Here is a 22,018-nt window from a genome sequence, read left to right on the forward strand (position 1 = left end):
GTTTCAGGGCACCAACAGCGCCTCCAGTGCCAACGCCGTGTCCGGGTGCTTGGCCAGCAGGGCCACGCCGGACGGGGCGGCCGCCTGCCAGGAGCCCGTGCAGCCCAGCAGGTCCGCCACCGCGTCGCAGGTCGCCGGGTGGGCGGCCAGCAGCGCCACGCCCTGGGGTGCGGACGTGCGCCGGGGTGCGGTGGAGGGCGGCTCGGCGAGCCAGGGCGGGGTCCAGGCGTCGAGGGCCGGGAGGCGGGCCGGGAAGAGGCGGGCGGCCTCGCGGATCAGGGTCGGGACGTGCTGCGCGCCCTTGGTGCGCAGGGTGGTGATGAGGCTGGGCAGCCACGGCAGGAGCAGGTGGTCGGGGAGGTGGGCGAAGGCGGTGGAGATGGTTTCCACCACGAAGTCCACCAGCGACGGGGCCGGTTCCAGGGCGTGGACGAAGCCGCTGAGGTAGCGGGGGTAGCTCGGCAGGGTCAGCGGGTTGGTGAGCAGGTCGTGGCACCGGGTGCGGAGGTCGGCGCGGGTCAGGCGGCCCAGCTGGACCTGGGCGGCCCACAGCAGTGCGACCTTGGCGGGTTCCTCCGGGTGGGACTGGGCGACGGCCAGCTCCAGCTGGGTGCGGTCGCAGCCCAGCGACAGCGCCAGCGACTCCATGCTGAACAGGAAGCCCAGGGTGGCGGCGACCTGGTCGACGGTGGCGTCCTCCTCGGTGAACGCGGTCGGCAGCAGCGTGCAGTAGTGGGCGTAGCCGGTGCGGACGAACGACTCGATCCACGGCGGCAGGGCCGGGTCGTTGGTGCGGTAGTAGGCGAGCAGGCGGCGGGCGCGGCGCAGGACCTCGGGGGCGCTGTCGACCGTGCGCTCGCCGGCCAGGACCTCCAGGGCGCGGGTGCCCAGCTCGGCGGCCAGGCGCGGGCTGTGCAGGTAGCGGATGGCGTCCTCGACGGCTTCGAGGACGCGGGCCGTCGTGGCCTGCGGGTCGTGGGCGGCGCGGCGCAGGCGTTGCTCCACCACCTGTTCGACGCTCACGCCCTCGTAGCCGAGCTCGATCAGCGAGCGCTGGTGGGTGCCGAGGGCGAGGTCCCAGGACTCCTGGATCGGGCGTTCACCGAGGCTGCGCTCGCCCATGATCGGGCGGGCGGCGCCGTGCGGCATCAGGTAACGCAGCATCCACAGCAGATCGGAGCACGCTTCGAGCTCCGGCCGGCCGGCGATGTCGAGCAGGGCCCGCTGCACGCCGCGCTGACCCAGCTTGAGGTCGAGCGGCGCGAGCCGGTCGTGCACGTCGCGGGCCAGCGGCGGCAGCGCGTCGTAGCCGACCTGGCCGATCCGGTCGCCGCCCATCATGATCTCGACGATGCGGCGCACGTCGCGGCGGCCGGGCACGACGTCCTTCTCGATGCACGTGACCGCCGCGTCCTGGAAGTCGTACGGCGTGGGCCGGGCCCGGTCGCGCATCCCGGCCAGCAGGATCGACGTCTCGAACACGGCGATCGCGTCGGCGGTGGAGGACAGGTAGCCGTTGCGGCGGGCCGCGCGGACCACCTCCACCGACCAGCCCAGCAGCTCGGCCTCGTCCAGCCGGTCGAGGACCGGCGGGCGCTGCAGGAAGCCGGAGAGCTGGTCGGCCGCCGCCAGCTCGGCCACCGGCTCCGGCAGCGGTTTCCTCGGCTTCTTCGCGCCGGCCTGACCCTCCAGCGCGAACGGCTTCACCTTGGTGCGCTTGAGGTTCTTCGCCCACTCGGTGGCCGCGATCGACACCGAGCCCGACGCGAGGCCGAACTGCGCCTCGATCGCGGCGTGGCTGGACGGGATCAGGCCGTACTGCCACCTGCTCGCGCTGCGCGGGCTGATCTCGAAGTCGCCGGAGCCCTCGACGCCGAACTCCGCGACGTGGCTCGCCGCGTGGAAGGCACCGCAGACGTACAGGCAGTCCGCCGGGTCCGCGCCGCTGGCGGCCAGGTGCTCGCGCATCCGGGTCCACATGTAGCGCTCGCGGTCCTCGTCCACGGTGACCCGGTGCGGGTCGCCGGGTGCGAGTCGCCGGAAGAGGCTGCCGATCAGGAACATCACCTGGCGGTAGGTGTCGTGGTCGCTGCCGCCCAGCGGCTGCTCGACGTACTGGTGCCACCACTCCGACCAGTGCCGCACCTTGCCGTGGTGCAGCAGGTGCTCCTCCAGCTCGGCGAACCGCGGGCGCAGGTCGCCGATCTCCACGCCCACGGCGTCGCCGTGCAGCGCCTCCTCGTCAGCCGGCCCCGCTTCCGGTGCCTGCCACTGGAACACGTGGTCGGACGACCGGTCGACCAGCACCAGCTCGACGCCGGGGGTGTCGAGCGCGTACGAGATCGCCTGGTACTCCGCGGACGCCTCGGTGATCGGCGCGACCACCGACAGCGGTGCCCACTCCGCCGGGAAGCCCTCGACCTCGCTCGCGAACGCCTGCACCGCGACGGGCAGGCGGCAGTTGCGCAGCTCCGTCAGCAACGGCGCCATGTCCTCGCACAGCTCCAGGTACACGACCTTCGGCTGCTTCTCCCGCAGCCGCCGCGCCATCGCCACGGCCGAGGCGGGGGAGTGGTGGCACACCGGGAAGATCTCCAGCGGCTCCCGCACGGCGCGGTCGACGTCGTCGACCATGCCGCGCAGGATGCCCTCCAGCGCGCCGGGCCCGTCGGCGAACTCCGTCGCCGCCTCGTGCAGCTGCGTGCGCAGCGCCTCGAAGACCCCGGCGGTGGTGCCCTTTGCGGGCGCGCTGGTCGTGGAGGGGCTGGTGGACGTGTGGGCCGCTCTGGCGGTGGTCGGGGCGTTGTCTGCAGTTGGGCTGGTGAGCGTGCGCTCCGCCCTGACGGTCGCTGGCGCGTTGTGTGCGGTGGGGCTGGCGGACGTGTGGGCCGCTCCGGCGGTGGCCGGGGCGTTGGCCGGGGTGGGGCTGGAGGACGTGCGGGCCGCCCTGACGGTCGCTGGCGCGTTGTCCCCGGCGGGGCTGGCGGACGTGCGGGCCGCTCCGGCGGTGGCCCGCGCGTTATCCGCGGTGGGGCTGGTGAGCGTGCGCTCCGCGGTAGCGCTGACGGGCGCGTGGTCCGGGCTGCCGCTCGCCGGTGCGGGGCGGGGGAGAGCGCTGGCCGTGGCGGAACCAGTGGGCGCGCTGTCCGTTGCAAGGCCCGCGGGCGGAGTGTCCGGCGCGGGCGTGGGGGCGCCGCTCACGAGAGCGTGGCGATCGTGTCGCGGCCGCCGGTCAGGAACTCGGGCCAGTGCCCGCCCTCGTCCTTGCTGCGCGGCTCGACGACACCGTGCAGGTACTTGTTCATGATCGCCAGGTCCTCCGGTGCCCGCCGGGAGAGCGAGCCGACCAGCGACGCCCCCAGCGTGTGCGCGGTGAGCGCGCGCTCGCCGAAGAAGTTGCTGTGCAGGATCGCGTCCTCCAGCACACCGATCTGCTCGGCGGTGGACAGGGCGGACTCGAGCTTCTCGTCCTCGCTGGCGGCCGAGGCGGAGGCGGCGCGCAGGTCGGCGAAGCTGCGCAGCAGCACGTCGAGCAGCGTGGGCGGCACGTCCAGCTCGATCTGGTGGCGGCGCAGCAGCTCCTCGGTGCGGAAGCGGACGATCTCGGTCTCGCTCTTCTTGTTCGTCACCACCGGGATGCGCACGAAGTTGAACCGGCGCTTCAACGCCGACGACAGGTCGTTGACGCCCCGGTCGCGGCTGTTCGCGGTGGCGATGATCGAGAAGCCGGGCTTGGCGAACACGATGTTCTCGCCGCCGGCGCTGTCGAGCTCCGGCACCGAGATGTACTTCTCCGACAGGATCGAGATGAGGGCGTCCTGCACGTCGCTGGTCGAGCGGGTGAGCTCCTCGAACCGGCCGATCGTGCCGGTCTCCATCGCCGTCATGATCGGCGACGGGATCATCGACTGCCGCGACTGCCCCTTCGCGATCACCATCGACACGTTCCACGAGTACTTGATGTGGTCCTCGGTCGTGCCCGCCGTGCCCTGCACGACCTGGGTGGAGTTGCGCGAGATCGCGGCGGCCAGCAGCTCGGCCAGCCAGCTCTTGCCGGTGCCGGGGTCGCCGATCAGCAGCAGACCGCGGTCGGAGGCGAGCGTGACGATGGCCCGCTCCACGATGCTGCGGTCGCCGAACCACTTCTGGGCCACCTCGCGGTCGAGGCCGTCGGACCGCTCGGCACCGAGCACGAACAGCCGGATCATCTTGGGCGACAACCGCCACGCGAACGGCTTGGGGTTCGCGTCGATCGACTCGAGCCAGTCGAGCTCCTCGGCGTACTTGATCTCGGCGGGAGCGCGCAACAGGTCGGACATGGTGATGTGGTGCCTTTCAGAAGGTCAGGAAGGTCTTGAGTTCGTGGACGAGCTTGCGGACGTGGCCCGAGATCACCGGGGTGCCGAGGTCCTTGAAGCGTTCGCGGAACCACGGGTTCACGCTGCCGCGCCCGGAGCTCGTGACGGAGCCGACCGGGATGAACTTCGCGCCGGAGCGGTGGATGGCCGCCATGTTGTCGAAGAGCTGCTCGATGCGGGTCTCGTAGAAGTCGGAGATCCAGACCACCACGGTGTTCGCCGGCTCGGCGATCTTCGCCTGCGCCAGCGCCATGGCGACCATGCCGTCGTTGCCGCCGCCCAGGTTCGTGCGCAGCAGCGTCTCGAACGGGTCACCCACCCACGGCGTGAGGTCCAGCGCCTGGGTGTCGTACGCGATGAGGTGCACGTCCACCTTGGGCAGCCCGGCGAAGATCGACGCCAGGATCGCGCAGTTGACCATGGAGTCGACCATCGAACCGGACTGGTCGACCACCGCGATCAACCGCTGCGGCGTGGTCTTGCGCGCCGTCTGCCGGTAGTAGAGGCGGTCGACGTAGAGCCGTTCCTCCTCCGGGCTCCAGTTCGTCAGGTTCTTCCAGATGGTGCGGTCGAGGTCGAGGTTGCGGAACACCCGCTTGGGCGGCACCGACCGGTCGATCCTGCCGACCGAGGCCTTCTCGACCTCGGTGCGCAGCACCTCGGCGACCTCGTCGACGTACCGGCGGATCAGCGACTTGGCGTTGGCCAGCGCGACCCCGGACAGGTTGTTCTTGTCCCGCAGCAGCTGCTCGATCAGCGACATGCTCGGCGTCAGCTGGGCGGCCAGCGCCGGGTCGGCGAGCACCTCGCGCAGGTGCATGCGCTTCACCAGGTCCGCTTCGAGCGCACCCAGCTCGGGCCCGATGCCGGGCAGCAGCGTGCTCAGGTCCGGTGTCGGCGCGCCGCCGCTGGTGCCGTGGCCGCTGCGGCCACCGCGCAGCTCACCAGGCCGGCAGCCCAGAGCGCGTTCCAGCCAGCCGGCGTCGGACTGCCAGCGGGCCAGCTGCCCGGCCGTGACCGTGCCGGAGCCGGTGCCGAAGACGTTCAGCAGCACCTTCGACACCAGGGCCGCGCGGCGCACCTCGGCCGCGGAGTCCCTTTCCTCGTCGGGGGAGCGGGCCATCAGCCCGTCGAACTCCGCCTCCAGGCCGGGGTGGCGCTGCACCACGTTGTCGACACCGGTGTGCGGGTCCAGCAGTGCGGGCGGCAGGCCGACGTCCTGCAGCACGGCGAGGCTCGCGGCCTCCAGCGAGGACTGCTCCTCGTGGTCGAACAGGCGCGACAGCAACCGCCAGTACAGGACCTGCCTGCGGTTCTCGTCGTTCGCCGACGTGGTCTCGTCGGTCATTTGCGCAGCAGCCTTCCAGCGCGCTCGCGCAACACGGCCACGGCGTCCGTGGCGGCCTTCTCCGCCTTGACCCCGGCCTTGTCGGTGCCCGCGCCACCGGCCCACGCACCCGCGTGCAGCGCCACGGACTTCTTGCGCGCCACCGTGAGCACGGCCAGCGGCTGCACGCGGAACGCCCCGTCGTCCCAGCGCACCAGGCCGATGCACTCAGCGGAGGCGGCCACCGCCTCCGGCGTCAGCGGCCCGGCCGCCGGGATGCGGTCGGCGTCCACCGCGACCTGCTGCCCGGACACGACGAACGCCAACGGGTCGGGCTCCACGCCGTACCCCTCCAGGAACACCGGCGCGGCGATGCGGGCCGGGTGCCGGTCCAGCGCCGCCGTCGGCAGCGCGGCCGCGGTCGGCAGGACCACCCGCGCGGTCGTGAACGGGTCTGCGGCCTCGGCCGGCCGTGCGCACGACTCGACCCACAGCAGGTCGCCCTCACCGGTCATCGGCATGTCGGTCAGCTCCACCGCCCTGCCCTCGCTCACCGCGGTCAGCAGGCTCAGGTGCGGCCGCAGCAGCTGCCAGATCCCCGCGCCCACCACGGTGTCCGGCTTCGGCGCGGACACGCTGGCCCGCACCAGCACCGGCACTCCGCCGTCCGCGGGCTCCAGCACCGCGTGCACCTGCGCCTGCGCGGCCGTGGCGTGCTCCTGCAGGTCCACCCCGAGCGGCAGCAGGCGGCCGCTCACCGTCGTCGTCCCCGTCCGCAGCGCGCCGGGCAACGTCAGCAGCATCGCCCGCGACCACAGGTCTCCCCAGCGCCGCGCGGGAACCCGCTCCAGCGCCGAGCCGGGGCAGGACGCCGCCAGCTCCGCCGCGAACCCGTCCAGCAGCGCGGCCAGCCTGCGCAGCTCCGGCACCGGCAGCAACGCCGACACCACCGGCGCGGCACCGGCGACGAGGTCGTGGTCGATGCCCTGCCACCCGGCCCGCGCGAGGTCGGACAGCCAGGACCGCGCCGCCAGCAACAGGTTCACCGGCACCTCGGCGGTGCCCGCGGGAACCAACTCCTCCGCACGAGCCCGCCCGGTCGCCTGGTCGAGCCGGTGCACCACCGCGTCGTGCACCGAGCCGAGCAGCGCGACCCGTGCCGCGGCAAGGGACACGAAGTGGTCCTCGCCCGCCGCACCGGCCGCGACCTTCTCGGCCGCCTCCGCCACCCGCTCCGCCAGCGGCGATCCCGCCACGGCCTCGGCCAGCGCGGTCACCCCGGCCACCTGGGCGGCCTGCGGGCGCAGCAACCCCGCCGCCAGCGCCTGGTCGGCACCGGCCACGGCCGCCAGCGCCTCGTCGAGGCCCTCGACCTCGTCCGCCAACAGGTCGGCACGCATCACACCACCGCCCTGGTCGGCGGGAACCACTGCATCTCCGGCAACGGCGCCGTCGTCGGCGACAGCTCCAAATAGGCCAGATGACGCAGGAACCGGCTGAACACCTGGGCCGCCGCGGCACTGTCCCCCTGGGACGGTCCGGCCGCCCGCATGTTCGCGGCGATCTGGTGGCCGTCCTCGCCCTCGACGCGCAGGTACCGCGCGACCCGCTCGGCTCCGTACTGCAGCACGGCCTCGCCGATCAGCCCGAGGACGTGGTTGCAGAACCCGCCCCGCGCCCCACCACACGGCCGATTGTTGTTGGTGCTGCAGGAGAAGTCGTACGAGCCGGCCGCGACCGACGACACGTACACCCGCTCGACGTCCGAGCCGCTGGAGACCACGCCCTGCAGCCGCCCGTCCGCCAGTTCGACGAACGGGACCTTGGCCAGCTTGCGCGGCCGCGCGGGCCACAGCACCCGCGCCGTGCTCGAACTTTCCCAACCTGACAACGCGTCATCTCCTCACCCCGGGGCCCGATCCGACCGGTCCGGCCCGACAGGGGAGACGTTAGCGACGACCACTGACAATTTCTGACGATCACCACAACCTTGCAGGTGGTGAGCACATCACCACGCTGGGTGGGCGGTCGGGGAGGGGCTCAGCGGCACCAGGACTGGACGGTTTCGGCGAAGTCCGGGAACTCCGCCCGCGCCGCCGCCAGCACCTCGGCGGGCGTGCGCGGTGCGGTGCCGGAGTGCTGTTCGGCCACCGCGCGCAGCTCCGGGTGCGGCACGCCGGTGTCCGTGCCGAACTCGACCGCCTCCTGCGGTCCGACGCCGCCGGCCAGCAGCCACAGGAACGAGCCCAGGTCCGTGGCGACCACGCCGACCTCGCCCTCGGAACCGAAGAACGCCACCGGTTGCTCGGTCAGCGGTCGGCCGGGTCGCACGAGCCAGCTGGTGACCAGGCCGCCGGTGCCGTCCTGCGCGAACACCCGGAATGCGGCGCCGTCGAGCTCGTCGTTGCCCGTCCAGGCGCGGATCCAGTCGGTGGTCTCGTCGGCGGGGTCGAACTCGTCGTAGGGCTCGTAGTCGATGTTCGTCGGCGCCGGCTCCTCGTCGTGGCTCCAGGGGAACTCGATTCCCGACAGGGCGACGAGGGCGGGCGGGAACGTTCTGTCGGTGATCTCCACGCGCGCACGGTACTTCTTCAGGCCGCACCGGCCAGCACGGCCCTGATCGCGTCGCACAGCAGGTCGTCGTCGCGGATGCCGCACCGCCGGTCGGGCCGTCCCGGCCGGGTGTCCTGCTCCAGCAGCTCGCGCAGCACCGGCACCGCGGGCTCCGCGAGCGGACCGAGTTCGGCCAGCCGGCCGATGCACTCGATCAAGTACCGGCCGAACGGTCCGCCGGTGGTGAGCGCCCGCCACACCGCCATGGCCGCGCCGGTGGCGTCGGCCGGGTCGCCGGTGATGCGCCACAGGGTGCGCAGCCGGCGTGCGTCGTCCCATCCGGAGGTGCGGGTGGTGCGCAGCACGGCGGCCAGATCGGCTGCCGCGGGGCCGAGCTCCGCCAGGACGTCGAGGTGCCGGACGAGTGTGGGGTCGTCGGCGCGGAGGCGGTCGAGGAGGAGCTCGGTGTCGCCGGTCGCGCGCCAGTACCGCACGGCCGACCTGACCGGCGCGTCTGGTTCGGGCCGTTCGCAGATGTCGCTCAGCCCGAACGAGACCAGCGCGTCGAGAGCCCACTCCTCGACGTCCGTGCCGATTTGGGCGGTGACCTCCGGTGCCGCCTCCACGGCGTCGGGGCCCCAGTGTGCGAGCACGAGGAGGTAGTCGCGCCGTTCCGCGAAGTCGTCTGCCTCGGCAAGGCGGCGGCGCAGCAGCGGCAGCAGCGTCGCGGCGAAGGGCCGCAGCGGGCGCAACAACCGGCGGAGGTCGTGGTCCACCGGGCCGTGGTCGAGCAGATCTGCCACCAGGGCAACGGATTCCGGCGCTCCGGCCAGCGCCAGCACGGCCGCCTTGCGCACCGCGGGCACCTCGTCCCGGGCCGCGGCGACGAGGTCTGGATGCCACGGTTCGGCGGCGCGGCCGGTGGCGCCGAGCACCTCGGCTGCCTGCTCGCGTCGAGCCGGGTCCGGATCGGACAGCCGTTCCGCGACGAGCGGCAGCAGGGTGGCGGCCGGGGAGCGCCAGCGGCTCAGCACGTCCCAGGCCGCGGTCAAAGCCTGCTCGTGGCCGAGGCGCAGCAGTGCCGCGGCCAGACGGGTCCGGCCGTCCCGGTCGTCGTCGAGCACGTCGGCGGTCCACCGCACCAGCCGGGCGATCGGTCGGCGCGCGGCCCAAACGTGGTGCCACAGCAAGGGATCGGCCGTCGGCAGGTAGGCGATGGCCTCATCGACGTGCCGTGGGTCGCGTCCGCCGAGACCGGACCTGCGGTGGGCCATCGCACCGGCGAAGCGGTGCACCGCGTCGGGGTGCGAGCGGAGGTCCGAGAGCCAGTCGACGACCGGCGCCGGCCACTCGGTGGCCATGTCGCGCAACAACTCCGCTGTCGCGCACACGAACCCGACCCGAGCGGCCTCGTCGGTGTCGCGGTGCCAGCCGTTCACCAGCGCGGGCAGCACCAGGCAGGCGTGCTCGTGCGCCTGGGCGAGGGGGAACGCGACCCGCCGGCGGACCACCGGGTCGGGGTCGGTGACCAGGTCGAGCAACCGCGGGACGGCCGCCGCCCACGCCGCCGGCCAGGTCGGTGTGACGTACCGGGGTTCCGCCGTCCGCCCGGCCTCCGCCAACCGGCCGACGAGGTCGACCACGGCGGCACGGTGCCCGACCGCCGGATCGGCGGCACAGCGCAGAAGTGCCGGCAGCACCGGGGGCGCGGCGGACAGGACGCAGCCGCCCTGGTGGGAGATCCTGTTGTCCAGCTCGCCGAACGCGCGGGCGTCGGTGGCGGCGGCGCGCAGCAGGGCGGGAACGTCCTCCGCGGTGCCGTAGTGGTGGTGCAGCCGGTCCCACGCGACGGCGGGAACGAGGTCCTGGGACATCCAGGCGACTTCTTTTCGGATCAGAACCGACGAGGTGCCCGAACCCTACGTCATCGCCAGTACGCCGCGCAGGTGTTCAGGACGTGCTGACAGCCGCGTTCCGCCGGAGCGGGCCGCGGTAGGTCACGGCGAGCACCCCGAGCGCGCCCGCCCACGCCGCGAGGGTCGCGCCCCAGCTCGGCTGCCAGCCGACCTCGCCGAGCCGCAACGCCCAGCTGGTGCCGAAGAGCAGGAGCACGAAGGCGATCCCGACGTCGCGCGCGGACGTGTGCTCGGCCGGCTCGGCGAAGATCCGGTCGAGCCACTGGGCGGCGGCGACGGCGATGCCGAGCAGCAGACCGGCGGTGATCAGGTGCCACGCGAGCGCGGCCGCGGTGGTGCTGCCGCTCAGGACGTGCAGCAGGTCGAGGCAGGCCGCCACCACGAGCAGGACCAGTGGCAGCGCGGCCATCCGGCGCAGGGGCCTGGACGAGGGCATGGTCGGAACTTCCTTTCCCGGGGACGCGTCTGTACCCCGGAGAAGGCCGGTTAAACCTGGTTCGGTCAGCCCAGTGCGGGTGAGGCCAGTGCGGCGGACCGCTGCAGCACCCCGTGGCCGCCCACCCAGCCGGCCACCGCGACGGCGCGCAGCCCTGCGTCGCCCTCGCTGAGCTGGCCGTGCGGGCCGAGGACGTCGGCGGGCGCGTCACCCTCGTGCCAGCGCACCGGCACCCGGTCGTGGCTCTGCAGCAGACCAGCGAGACCGCTGGTCAGCTTGGCCCGGCCGATGTGCACCCAGCGGCTGGGGAACACGTCGAGCACCTCGGCGAGCGACCTGCCGATCTCGGGCACGATCGTCACGCCGTTGGCCAGCGCGTACTCCACGAGCTCGCGCAGCTCGTGCTGGTTGCCGTCCGGGCGCAGGTGCAGGACGTTGAGCTTGTAGGCGGCCATCCGGTCGATGGTCGCGCGCATCTCGGCGGCCGGCAGCAGCGGGCTGGTCACGCCGCGCCACGCGAACGCGGGGGAGTCCTGCACGTCGGCGGCGCGCACGGTGCCGTCCGGGGTCATCAGCTGGCGGAACGACTGCACGCCGTGCCGCAGACCGGCCTGGGCCCGCGCCCGCAGCATCACGGCGCTCGGGCTGACCAGCAGCGCGTAGCCCTCGGGGCCGAGTCCGCGCAGTGCCGGGTCGAGCGTCACCATGAGCCTGCCGTCGGGCGACTCGGCCAGCGTGTGGCCGGTGTGGCGGAAGATGTGCTCGCGCAGCATCGCGGCCGCCGTGCGGGCCTGACCGGTCACCCTGATCGTGACGTCCTCGGTCAGTGCGAACGCACCCGTGCGACGGGGTGCGTTCGAGGGCATGGGGACGATCACCGCGTTCCTCTCCGGCGGACTGCCTGCACCCGCTCAACGCGGCACGGCTCAGGTGAGTTCCACGTGACCCGGCAGCCGCACGGTGGTGCCTCGACCAGGTGCGGCGGTCACGTCGACGGAACCGCGGTGCACCTCTTCCAGTGTGCGCACGGCAGGCCCTCGCGGCGATGCCCACGGTGGTGTCGGTGATCGAGATCACCCGCTCGGCGGCCCCCTGAGCGGCGGGGGCTGACTGATCTCCGGGGTCGACGTCGAGGCGCCGCCGGGTGAACCGGTGTCGGCACTGGTGGCGGCGGCCCGGCAGGAGGTTGCGCGACCACCGGATGATCAACGTCATCCTCAGGTCGTACGCCCGGCAGCGACCGCGGGGTGACGCGGGACGATCTGTCCGGAAAGCACTGTCTGTTCCGTGCAGACGGCAACGGCGGCCCTTCCCCGCTCACTGGCACCCGCTCCCGAGGCGGAGGTGCTGCGCTGGACCGGCACCGGCGGTGCGGTGCTCCTGACCGGCGGGGCGTGGGCGGTCACGGCGGGAGCGGGCGCCGCCGGGCTGGCCGCCGCCATCGCGGGCGCGGGGCTGGTCGTGCTGGCGTGGGTGCTGCTCGGCCGCACGAAGCGCCCGGCCACGTGGCTGCGCCGCACGCTCGCGTGGTGGTGTGCCCCGTTGGTGCCGGCACCGCCGCTGTTCAGCCTTGATGTGTACAGCTACCTCGCGCAGGGGGAGGTGGCCGCCCGCGGGTTCGACCCGAACGTCGTCAGCCCCGCGGCCGGTGCGAGCGCCGAGGCCGTCGCACGGGTCAGCGGCCACTGGCGGGAGACGCCGTCTCCGTACGGGCCGCTGTTCGGCACGGTCGAGCGCGGCATCGCCGAGATCACCGGCGGAGATCCGGTCGCGGGCATCGTCCTGCACCGGCTCGCCGCGGTGCTGGGCCTGCTGCTCGTCGTGTGGGCGGTGCCGCGGCTGGCCGCGCGTGCGGGCGCGTCGCAGCGCACGGCGTTGTGGCTGGGCGTGCTGAACCCATTGGTGCTGTGGCACCTCATCGGCGGCATGCACAACGACGCCCTGATGCTCGGTCTCATGCTCGCGGGCACCGTGGTCGCGCTCGACGCACTCGACGACGCCCGCTGGTGGTCGGTCACGGCCGGGATCGTGCTCATCGCGCTCGGTGCGCAGGTCAAGCTGCCGGCACTGGCCGCGCTCGCGATCGTCGGCACGGCGCTGGCCCGCCGGTTCGGCGGCGGGCTGCTGAGGTTCACGCTCAGTGGTGCCGCCATGGTCGCCGCCGCCGTCCTGGTGTCCGTGGCGACCTCACTGGCCGGTCGGGCCGGATTCGGCTGGGTGCAGGCCCTCGGGACGCCGTCGAAGGTGCCCAGCTGGATGGCGCCGAGCAACTGGCCGGGCTTCCTGGCCGGTGCGGTGTCCGGTGCGGAGAGTGGTCAGGCGATGATCTCCGCGGGACGGGTCGCGGGGCTCGTGCTGGTCCTGTGCGGCGTCGCGGTGGTGCTGACGCGCCAGCTGCGCGGCGGGATCTCCGAGGTGAGGGCGCTGGGGCTGGTGATGGGCGTGATCGTGGTGCTGGGCCCGGTGGTGCAGCCGTGGTACCTGCTGTGGGCGGTGGTGCCGCTCGCGGCCGCGGGGTTGTGGCGGACCGGCCTCACCGCGGCCGTGACGATGTTCGCCCTGCTCGTGCCGCCGCTGGCCGGGGACTTCACCGGCCGGGTGGGCGAGCTGGTGGTCGGCTACGGCGCCGGCCTCGCGCTCGTGGCCTGCGCGTTCCTCGTCCTGCACCGCCTCGTCGCGAGCCGGGTGCCCGGTGCGCGGGGCTGACCTGGGCCGGTACGGCGTCGCGGCACTGGCCGGCGGCGCACTGGCGTCGAGCTTCCCGCCGCGCACCCTGTGGTGGCTGGCGGTGCCCGCGTTCCTCGTGCTGTGGCTGACCCTGCGGAACGGGCGTCCCGGCCGCCTGGGCTTCGTCTTCGGGCTGGCGTTCTTCCTGCCCCACCTGTGGTGGATCCAGCACTTCCTCGGCACCGAGTTCGGCCCGTGGCCGTGGCTCGTGCTCTCGGCGTTGATGGCGCTGTTCGTCTCGGCCGCGTTCGCGCTGTACCCGCTGGTCGCCCGGCTGCCGGGAGCACCGGTGTGGGCGGCGCTGCTGTTCGTGCTCCAGGAGACAGCGCGCGGGCTCATCCCGTTCAACGGCTTCCCGTGGGGCCGGGTCGCGTTCGGCCAGGTCGACGGGCCGTTCGGGCGGCTGGCGTCCCTCGGTGGTGCGCCGCTGGTGACGTTCGCCGTGGTGGTGACCGGGTTCGGGCTGGGCGCATGGCTGCGCCGGCCGCGTGAGTGGCGCCGGTCGTGGGCGCTGCTGCCGGTGCTGGCCGCGCTGCTGGTCACCGTGCCCGTCGCCGCCGAGAACGGCACCCGCACCGTCGCCGTCGTGCAGGGCAACGCACCCGACATCGGCCTCGGCCTGCTCGACGCCGGCGCCGAGCTGCGCGCCAACCACCTGCGCAAGACCGCGGAGCTGGCCGCACGACCGGGACCGAAGCCCGACCTGGTGGTGTGGCCGGAGAGCGCGACCCGCACCGGCGACCGCGACCCGGTGCTCGACCGGATGGTCGACGACCTCGGCGTGCCGGTGCTCGTGAGCGCGTTGAAGAACGGCGAGAACTCGGTGATCGCGTGGCGTCCCGGCAGCGGCCGGGGGGAGTCCTACGCGAAGCAGGAGCTGGTGCCGTTCGCGGAGCACATCCCGCTGCGCCCGCTCGCCCGGCTGGTCACGCCGTTCGCCGACCAGCAGGACCTGAAGGCGGGCAGCGAACCCGGCCTGCTGGACGTCGCGGGCACCCGCGTGGGCGTCGGCATCTGCTACGAGGTGGCCTACGACTACGTGCTGCGCGAGTCCGCGGCCGAGGGCGCGCAGCTGCTGGTCGTGCCGACGAACAACGCCTGGTACGGCCGCGGCGAGATGACCTACCAGCAGCTCGGCATGGCCCGGCTGCGGGCGGTCGAGCACGGCCGTGCGGTCGTGGTCGCGGCCATCAGCGGCGTGAGCGCGGTCGTGCGCCCGGACGGCAGCGTCGTGCGGTCGACCGGGATGTTCACCGACGACCTGCTGGTGGACACCGTGCCGTTGCGCTCGTCCCTGACGATCGCCACCAGGTTCGGCGGCGCGTTGCACGTCGTGTTCACCGGTGCCGCTTTCGTGGCCTGTCTCGCCGGGCTGTGGCAGCGCCGTCGTCGACGCGGAGTGACCGAGGATCACCCGATGAGGTCGCCGTTGCCGGAAACCGGCGTCCCCTCCTGAGAAACGGGTACCTGACGGCCGTCTGCACACTCCACAAAGGACGGCGATGATGAACAAGACCGCTTTGGCCGCAGTGTTCGCGACGGTTCCCCTCATGCTCGCGCCCACCGCGTCGAGTGCGATCGCCTGCTACGACAACCTCTCCAGCTCGGTCGGGACCATGGCCACGATCGTGCGCGACGAGTTCATCAAGCCCGTCTGCCAGGCGCAGCTGCAACCGGGAGCAGAGCGCCAGGACGTGACACAGCTGCGGGAGGTCGTGATCCCGCAGGCGATCAACAACCTCGCCGGCATGAAGCTGATCTTCGAGCGGTCCAAGCCGGTCCTCGACGGCCTGGTGGAGAAGTGCTACTCGCCGCAGGACTTCTGCAGCCCGGACGCGGTGGGCCGGGCCGTGCGGTGCATCAAGTCCGAGCTGCCCGACATCGCGGCGGCGACGCTGAGCGCGACCACGCTCTCGGAGTCCTGCGACGGGTTCGAGGCGGTGGCCAAGACCGATCCGCAGGGACTGCGCGAGCGGGCCCGCGCCGCCGCCGACTCCTACATCACCTACCTGCGCGGGTAGTCCCCTGGTTCAGTCGCCGTGCGGGTCCTCGGCGTTGAGGGCGGCCACGACCTGGTCGTAGTCGCCGCGGGCCTCGCCGTAGCGCAAGAACTTGACCCGCTCCACCTGGATCTCCCGCACGTCGGGCCGGGCCTCGATGATCCCCATGACCTCGGCGACGTACTCGTCGAGCGGCATGGCGTGGTCGTTGTCGGCCTGGCCCGGCAGCAGGTCCGTCTGCACCGACGGCGGCTCCAGCTCGGTCACCTGCACGGAGGTGCCGGCCAGCTGCAGCCGCAGCGTCTCGCTGAGCATGTGGATCGCGGCCTTGGTGGCGTTGTAGCTGGGCGTCACCTTGAGCGGCGCGAACGCGAGCCCGGACGACACGGTCATGATGGTGGCGTCCGGTCGCGTCTGCAGGTGCTCCACGAACGCCGCGATGAGGCGGATCGGCCCGAGGAGGTTCGTCGTCACGGTCGTCTCCGCCGACTCCAGGAAGGTCTCCGGCCGGCGCCAGTCCTCCACGCGCATGACACCCGCCATGGTGATGAGGACGTTCAGCTCGGGGAAGCGCGCCAGCACGTCCTTGGCCGCGTCCTTGACGCTGTCCGCGTCGGCCGTGTCGATCCGCACGGTCTCGACACCGGGGTGCTCGGCCGCGATGCGCTCCAGCAGCTCGGTGCGGCGGCCACCGACGACCACGGTGTTGCCGCGTTCGTGCAGGGCCAGCGCGAGCGCCAGGCCGATGCCGCTGGTGGCGCCGGGGATGAAGACGGTGTTTCCGGTGATGTCCATGAGTGAAAGCTTCTGCCGTTGCCGTCGCACGCGGCAGAGAGCGCTTATCGGGGGATCGGCGATCCCTGGCTCACGGCGCACACACGCCGATACTGAAGCCATGGACCGTGTGGAACTCGCAGCCTTCCTCCGCCGCCGACGCGAAGAGCTCCGGCCGGAGGACGTCGGTCTGCCCGTGGGCGCACGTCGGCGAGCGGCGGGCCTCAGGCGCGAGGAGGTCGCAGCACTAGCCGCGATGTCCACGGACTACTACACGCGCCTTGAACAACAACGCGGCCCGCAACCGAGCGAGCAGATGCTGGCGGCACTGGCCCGCGCGCTGCGCCTGACCGACGACGCCCGCGACTACCTGTTCCGCATCGCCGGACGCAACGCCCCGTCCCCGTCGGTCACCAGCACCCACGTCGCCCCCGCGCTGCAACGCGTGCTGGACCGCCTCACCGACACCCCGGCGTTGATCCTCTCCAACCTCGGCGAGGTGCTGCTGCAGAACCGGCACGCGGCCGCCCTCTACGGCGACTCGTCGAAGTTCACCGGCCTGGCGCGCAGCGGCATCTACCGCTGGTTCACCGACCCGGACGAACGCCTGATCTACCCCGAGCACGACCGCGACCGCCAGTCCCGCGCCCAAGTCGCGAACCTACGAGCTGCCTACGGCGCTATGGGCGCACGTTCGCGTGCAGGCGAGCTGGTGCGTGTGCTGTCGCGAGAGAGTGCCGAGTTCGCGGAACTGTGGGAACGCCACGAGGTCGCGAAGCGGTTCGAGGACCACAAGGTGCTGGTGCACCCGCAACTGGGCGAGATCGAGGTCGACTGCCAGGCGCTGTTCACCGAGGACCAGTCGCAGGCGCTGCTGGTGCTGACCGCACCGCCGCGCACGGAGGCGTTCGACAAGATTCAGCTGCTGGGCGTGCTCGGGCACGAGACGTTCGAGGACGTCAGGTAGGCCGGCACCCGGTCGTGCTGGCGCCACCCCCGGACGGTGCGGCCACGGTGACGGTGACCTGCACGCAGCCGTCCGCGGTCAGCAGGATGTTGCCGAACACGGCCTGCCCGTCGAACTCGGTGCTGTATGGCAGTCCCTTCGTCGTCGTCCGCGGACGCTCGGCCGCGATCGTGACGGTCGCGCTCCTCAGGAACGTGACCCGGTCGCTCGGCGTGAACCGGCCCCACGCGACCCGGCAGCGCGGGGAGTAGCGCAGCTCGGCGGTGCCCAGGAAGTTGCGCTGGGCGGTGTTGATCTCGACGCTGTCCAGCGTGGTGACCTCCGGGTCGTAGGCGCACCCGGACTCCTTCGGGTCGGCGCCGTCGGCGACCGGAGCCGCGGTTCCGGCGAACCTCGGCGTCGTGTCCGCCGACGGGGGCGAGGTCTCCGGTGGAGTGCGGTTCGCGCCCCACCACCGGGCGGTTCCGAACGCCGCCGCGACCAGGACGGCGACCACCGCGGCGATGGCCGGTCCGGCGCCGGCCTTCCCGGCGGCCCGCTCGGGTTCGCGGGGAGCGGCCGGGGCCGGTTCGTCCGGCGGCAGGCCGAGGTCCGCGCGGGCCTGGACCCAGCGGCGCCGCCACTCGTCCACCTCACCGCCGCACGCCTGGACGTACGCCTTCGTGACGTCCCAGGTGGGGAGGCGGTGACCGCTGGCAGCGGACGACGGGGTCGCTTTGGAGAAGTGGACCCTGGCCGCCATGGAGCGGCAGGACTCGCCACCGGCCGCGTCCCTCAGCTTCCTGAGCTCGGCGGCGAACAGCTGGGCCGGACCGGTGGACCCGTCGATCGGCCGTTCGGGACGAGGCATGCGCATCCCTCCGGTTGTCCGGACCTGTTGTCCACGCCTGGACGTCGTGTTGGCCAACCCGGTCCGCGCTTACACCTGAATGGCGATTCCCTTCACTGGTCCACATGTCCGACAGCGCGGCGCATTACGCGCAACACCCGGACGGGCCAGCGATTCCACTGACGGAGGAAAGGACCGACGATGAGAAGTCTTGTCCGCGGTGTGGCTGTGCCGGCAGCGGTGGTCCCGCGAACGGCACGGCGAGCACCGTGCCGATCCTCCACCCGGAGATCAGCGGCAACGTCCTCGGCTGGGTGGACCTGCGGTGGAGCACCGGCTGCCAGACCAACTGGGCCAGGGTGCGGATGAACTCCGGTGCCGCGTATGCCGTGCCCTCGCTCGGCATCCGGGTGTGGGCGGTGCGCCCGGCGACGGCACCAGCACGTGGGGCCACGCCTGCAACCCCGTCTGCGACCCAGGCCCCTGCTACGCGTCGTCCGCCTTCTCCGGGCAGCTCAACGGGAGCTCCAACCAGGTCGTGTGAGCCTACGGGGAGCTCGCCTACCAGTCGATCAACGGCCCGGTCGGTTGGCGGCAGGCGAGCTACTGCTTCTGACGGCGAGAGGTGGGCCCGTGGCCGCGGGCCCACCCCCGGCTGTGCCTAGAAGGTCAGCTTCCAGGCGTTGATGTAGCCGGTGTCGCTGCGGTACGTGTCCCGCACCTGCAGCTTCCACACGCCGTTCGCGACCTCGCTGGAGGCGTTGGTCGTGTAGGTCTCCACCACGTTGTCCGCGGAGTCGGAGGTGCTGGAGTCCTTCAGGCGGTACGCCGTGCCGTCCGGGGCGATGAGGTCGATCACCAGGTCGCCGCGGTAGGTGTGCACGACGTCGACGCCGACCTTGAGCGTGGCCGGGGCGTTGCCGGTGAGGCCGGAGACGGTGATCGAGCTGGTCACGGCCGAGCCGGCGTCGGGGATGGCGACGTCGGCGGTGTTCTCGAAGGTCTGGCCGGGCGGGGTGGTGCCGGTGTCGACCGCGGCGAACGCGTCGACGCGGCCCTCGCCGAAGAAGTTGTTCTTGGCGGTGGTGCCGCTGCACCGGGTGTCGGAGCAGGACAGGTCGTCGGCCTGGGTCGCGAGCAGCGTGCGCAGCTGCGCGGGGGTGGCCGTCGGGTTGACCGACTTCAGGAGTGCGGCGACGCCCGCGACGTGCGGGGAGGCCATCGACGTGCCGGACTTCGAACCGAACCGGCCGCCGGGGACGGTCGAGTAGACGCTGTCACCGGGGGCGGCGACGTGGATCTTGTCGGTGCCGAAGTTCGAGAACGACGACTTGGCGTTCGAGGAGGTGATCGACGAGACGCTGACGACGCCGGAGAGCTCACCGGGCACGCTCAGGCAGGCGTTGCTGATCGTGCGGGTCGCGGGCGTGGAGTCGTTGGGGCTGGTCGTGTCCGTGGACTTGGCCGCCAGGTTGTAGTTCTCGTTGCCGGCGGCGGCTACGGTGAGCACGCCCTTGCCCTCGGCGTAGGCGACGGCGCGCTTCACGCCCTCCAGGATCGCGTCCTGGTCGGCGTTGCTCGGGCAGTTGAACAACCAGGGATCGGTGTAGTAGCTGTTGTTGGTCACCTCGAAGCCGCGGTCACCGGAGAAGACCATGGCGCAGATGGTGTTCTCCGCGAAGAACAACCCGCTCGGCTTCTCCGCGATGCGCACCGATGCGATCTTCACGCCCGGCGCCACGCCGACCACGCCCACGCCGTTCTTGGCGGCCGCGATCGTGCCCGCGACGTGCGTGCCGTGCGTGTCCGTGTCACGCCACGAGCCCGTGCGCGTGTCGAGCTTGCCGTAGGCGCACGACGCCGAGTTGGCCGCGTCGAAGTTGGCCTTGAGGTCGGCGTGCTGGTCGTCGACACCGGTGTCGAGCACACCGACGGTGACGGTGGGCGAGCCCTGGTTGACCGCCCACGCGCGGTCGGCGCCGATCTGGCTCATGTCCGTGCGCACCGGCTCACCGGCGGCGGGCGTGGCCTGCGCCGGGGCGGCCGGGACGGCCGGGTTCGCCGCCTCGGCGGGCACGTCGGAGGTGCGGGTCGCGCCGACCTTCTGCACGCCGCTCACCGACCGCATCCGGGTCGCGAAGTCCGCGGAGCCGGAGTGGGCGACGACGACGCCGATCGCGTCGTAGGAGGCCCAGACCGTGCCGCTGTTGCTCGCGACCGCGGACTTGGCGCCCGCCGTGTCACCGGGTGCGGTGATGACCAGGTACGACCGGTTGCCCGCCGCGGGTGCCGCCACTGCCGGGGTTGCCGCCGCCAGGACCCCGGCGCCCACGACCGCGGCGATGACCGCGGCACGCAGGCGTGTTCTTGTACGCACGAACACGATTCCTCCAACACTCTCGCGGGCTGTCCCCGCGCAGTGTGCGCGGGGCGCAGGGGCCCGTCACGAGCTGAAGAGGAGCATCGCAGGCGTCAGGGACGCGCGGAGTTCAGAAACCCTACGAAAGTCGTGCCAGCCGGTCAGCCAGCCAGGCCAGCGAGAGCGGGTAGCGGTAGTCGATGGCGGCGTGACCGGCGTCGAACAGCTCGAAGTGGACGCGCTCGTCCGGCACGCCCACCGCGGCCAGCTCGGCGCGGAACGCCTCGGCGCCCAGGTCGAGGTGGTACTCGTCGCTGCGGCCCGCGTCGATCCACACCGCGTGCAACGAGCGCACCGCGCCGGCGTGGGTCGCGACCATGCGGACCGGGTCCCGGTCGAGCCAGCGCTGCCACACGTCGGGGCGCAGGACGCCGGTCACCGGGTCGAACGGCAGCTCCGGGGTGCCGTCGTCGAGGGCGGAGAAGCAGGCCGCGACGCCGAGGGTGCTCAGGAGGGTGGCGTCCGCGGGCTTGGTGAAGGCCGGACGACCCTGGAAATCGGCCCACCACGCGCGGATGTCGTGGTCATAGGCGCGTAGGAAACGCACGGCCTTGGCGAAGTCGGGCAGGTAGCAGTACTCGTAAAGCGTGTCGCCCGCGTGCGTGGCCAGTGCGCCGAAGAGGTCGGGGCGCAGCATCGGGGTGATCATCGCGCCGAAGCCGCCGGAGGACTTGCCGGCGATGGCACGGGACTGCGGGGCCGGGATCGTGCGGTAGTGCGCGTCGACCCACGGCACGATCTCGTCGCACAGGTAAGAGTGGTAACGGCCGGTGCCGGGGGAGTCGACGAACTGCGAGCCGCCGTAGGTGGTCCAGGCGTCGACGTAGACGACGACGCACGGCGGGGCGCCGTTCGCGAACACGGCGTCCGCGGTCTCGACGAACGGCTGGCGGAACGGCGTGCGGTTGGCCCACATGCCCAGGTGGCCGGTGTAGCCCTGGATCACGTACACGGCCGGGTAGCGCTCGTCGGACGAGTCGTAGCCCGGCGGCACGTACACCCACAGCGGGCGCTCGTGCGGGTCGCCGAGCGGGTTGCCGCGCAGCAGCTCGGATTCGACGGTGTGCCGGTCGAGCCGGCCGGCGAGTTCGCCCTCCCACGGAAGCATGCGACCGAGTCAACCACGATCTTGCTGTTGGCTCGTGAACCTCGCTACGCGCGCACGGTTGCCGCACGACGCTTTGCACCACTGCTGGCGGCCGTGCTGCTGCACGAAGTACCGCACGCACCTGGGGGCCTGGCACGAACGCAGGCGGGGTGCGAGCGGGCCGGTGAGGAACTCGACGACCGCGAGGGCCAGTGCGCCCTCGACGAGCGCGGGACCCCGTGCCGCGGTCTGCAGCCGGCGCCGGACGCCGTCCTCGATCGTCACGACGGTCTCGGCTCGCAGCGCGTTGACGGCGTTGTGCAGGACGGCGGCGGCCTCGGTGTCGCTCATCCGCCGCGTCCGCTCGACCCGGCTCGGCGGGTGCGGGAACACGGAGGCGGCGAACGCCGAGCGCGCGGCGAACCGCAGGGTGCGCACGCGGTCCGGCACCACGAGCGCGCCGGGGAAGCGGTTCGCGACCCAGTTGTGCACCTCCGCGTCGGTGGCGAGGTGGTCGGCCACGCCGCCGTTGCCGTCGTCGGCGATGGTGCTGACCAACGCCAGCGCCGTCACGCCGTCGGTGCCGTCCGGCAGTGTGAACACCAAGCCTCCGCTAACGGTAAAT

18 protein-coding genes are annotated in these 22,018 nt (G+C 72.5%); 4 read left to right on the forward strand and 14 right to left on the reverse strand.

Features of this window, described 5'->3' with window-relative positions; genetic code table 11:
* Positions 1–3: 3 nt before the first annotated feature.
* The 9 genes from ACZ7CF_RS23195 to ACZ7CF_RS23235 form a co-directional block, all read right to left on the reverse strand.
* Positions 4–3,201 carry a DUF5682 family protein gene (locus ACZ7CF_RS23195; protein ID WP_470370552.1) on the reverse strand — a complete coding sequence of 1,066 codons (3,198 nt, stop codon included), beginning with the start codon at positions 3,199–3,201 and terminating at the stop codon, positions 4–6.
* A complete protein-coding gene (locus tag ACZ7CF_RS23200) occupies positions 3,198–4,319 on the reverse strand; it encodes an ATP-binding protein (RefSeq protein ID WP_458431955.1) in 1,122 nt (373 codons plus the stop codon). The genes ACZ7CF_RS23195 and ACZ7CF_RS23200 overlap by 4 nt, the downstream gene beginning before the upstream one ends.
* A 16-nt stretch (positions 4,320–4,335) precedes the next feature.
* Positions 4,336–5,706 (reverse strand): VWA domain-containing protein, encoded by a 1,371-nt coding sequence (locus ACZ7CF_RS23205; protein ID WP_360388897.1) that lies wholly within the window; start codon positions 5,704–5,706, stop codon positions 4,336–4,338.
* Positions 5,703–7,085, reverse strand: a complete 1,383-nt coding sequence (locus ACZ7CF_RS23210) for a hypothetical protein (RefSeq protein ID WP_360388895.1) — start codon at positions 7,083–7,085, stop codon at positions 5,703–5,705. Before ACZ7CF_RS23210 ends, ACZ7CF_RS23205 begins: the two co-directional genes overlap by 4 nt.
* Positions 7,085–7,576: a hypothetical protein gene (locus ACZ7CF_RS23215; RefSeq protein WP_360388893.1), complete on the reverse strand. Its 492-nt coding sequence runs from the start codon at positions 7,574–7,576 to the stop codon at positions 7,085–7,087. Before ACZ7CF_RS23215 ends, ACZ7CF_RS23210 begins: the two co-directional genes overlap by 1 nt.
* 149 nt (positions 7,577–7,725) lie before the next feature.
* Positions 7,726–8,259, reverse strand: a complete 534-nt coding sequence (locus ACZ7CF_RS23220) for an SMI1/KNR4 family protein (protein WP_360388891.1) — start codon at positions 8,257–8,259, stop codon at positions 7,726–7,728.
* 17 nt (positions 8,260–8,276) lie between these two features.
* Positions 8,277–10,112: a HEAT repeat domain-containing protein gene (locus ACZ7CF_RS23225; protein WP_470370553.1), complete on the reverse strand. Its 1,836-nt coding sequence runs from the start codon at positions 10,110–10,112 to the stop codon at positions 8,277–8,279.
* Between the two features lie 76 nt (positions 10,113–10,188).
* Positions 10,189–10,590, reverse strand: coding sequence for a hypothetical protein (locus tag ACZ7CF_RS23230; RefSeq protein WP_360388884.1), 402 nt, complete (start codon positions 10,588–10,590; stop codon positions 10,189–10,191).
* Positions 10,591–10,655: 65 nt separating this feature from the next.
* Entirely contained in the window at positions 10,656–11,468 is an 813-nt protein-coding gene (locus ACZ7CF_RS23235) for a glycoside hydrolase family 20 zincin-like fold domain-containing protein (protein ID WP_470370554.1), read from the reverse strand.
* Between the two features lie 409 nt (positions 11,469–11,877).
* Here ACZ7CF_RS23235 and mptB point away from each other — a divergent pair, with 409 nt between their 5' ends.
* Genes mptB through ACZ7CF_RS23250 form a run of 3 tightly spaced genes read left to right on the forward strand, consistent with a single transcriptional unit; the run spans position 11,878 to position 15,338 of the window.
* Positions 11,878–13,296 (forward strand): polyprenol phosphomannose-dependent alpha 1,6 mannosyltransferase MptB, encoded by a 1,419-nt coding sequence (gene mptB / locus ACZ7CF_RS23240; RefSeq protein WP_470370555.1) that lies wholly within the window; start codon positions 11,878–11,880, stop codon positions 13,294–13,296.
* The gene (gene lnt, locus ACZ7CF_RS23245) at positions 13,283–14,773 is read left to right on the forward strand and encodes an apolipoprotein N-acyltransferase (protein WP_470370556.1); all 1,491 of its coding nucleotides are present in this window, start codon (positions 13,283–13,285) and stop codon (positions 14,771–14,773) included. The genes mptB and lnt overlap by 14 nt, the downstream gene beginning before the upstream one ends.
* Before the next feature lie 49 nt (positions 14,774–14,822).
* Positions 14,823–15,338 (forward strand): hypothetical protein, encoded by a 516-nt coding sequence (locus tag ACZ7CF_RS23250; RefSeq protein ID WP_458431961.1) that lies wholly within the window; start codon positions 14,823–14,825, stop codon positions 15,336–15,338.
* Positions 15,339–15,347: 9 nt separating this feature from the next.
* Here the strand turns inward: ACZ7CF_RS23250 and ACZ7CF_RS23255 are convergent, their stop codons facing one another.
* Complete coding sequence (locus tag ACZ7CF_RS23255) at positions 15,348–16,112, reverse strand: SDR family oxidoreductase (protein ID WP_458431962.1); 765 nt, start codon at positions 16,110–16,112, stop codon at positions 15,348–15,350.
* Positions 16,113–16,212: 100 nt separating this feature from the next.
* Between ACZ7CF_RS23255 and ACZ7CF_RS23260 the strand changes: the two genes are divergently transcribed.
* Positions 16,213–17,058 (forward strand): MmyB family transcriptional regulator, encoded by an 846-nt coding sequence (locus ACZ7CF_RS23260; protein WP_360388864.1) that lies wholly within the window; start codon positions 16,213–16,215, stop codon positions 17,056–17,058.
* Here the strand turns inward: ACZ7CF_RS23260 and ACZ7CF_RS23265 are convergent.
* The 4 genes from ACZ7CF_RS23265 to ACZ7CF_RS23280 all read right to left on the reverse strand — a co-directional run bounded on the left by ACZ7CF_RS23265 (position 17,051) and on the right by ACZ7CF_RS23280 (position 21,996).
* Entirely contained in the window at positions 17,051–17,908 is an 858-nt protein-coding gene (locus ACZ7CF_RS23265; protein ID WP_470370557.1) for a DUF2690 domain-containing protein, read from the reverse strand. The genes ACZ7CF_RS23260 and ACZ7CF_RS23265 overlap by 8 nt on opposite strands.
* A 640-nt stretch (positions 17,909–18,548) precedes the next feature.
* Complete coding sequence (locus tag ACZ7CF_RS23270; protein WP_470370558.1) at positions 18,549–20,264, reverse strand: S8 family peptidase; 1,716 nt, start codon at positions 20,262–20,264, stop codon at positions 18,549–18,551.
* 121 nt (positions 20,265–20,385) lie between these two features.
* Positions 20,386–21,414: an alpha/beta hydrolase-fold protein gene (locus tag ACZ7CF_RS23275; protein WP_360388855.1), complete on the reverse strand. Its 1,029-nt coding sequence runs from the start codon at positions 21,412–21,414 to the stop codon at positions 20,386–20,388.
* 9 nt (positions 21,415–21,423) lie between these two features.
* Positions 21,424–21,996, reverse strand: coding sequence for a CGNR zinc finger domain-containing protein (locus tag ACZ7CF_RS23280; RefSeq protein ID WP_470370559.1), 573 nt, complete (start codon positions 21,994–21,996; stop codon positions 21,424–21,426).
* Between the last annotated feature and the right edge of the window lie 22 nt (positions 21,997–22,018).

The sequence above is a fragment of the Lentzea sp. NPDC036955 genome (genome assembly GCF_055608005.1).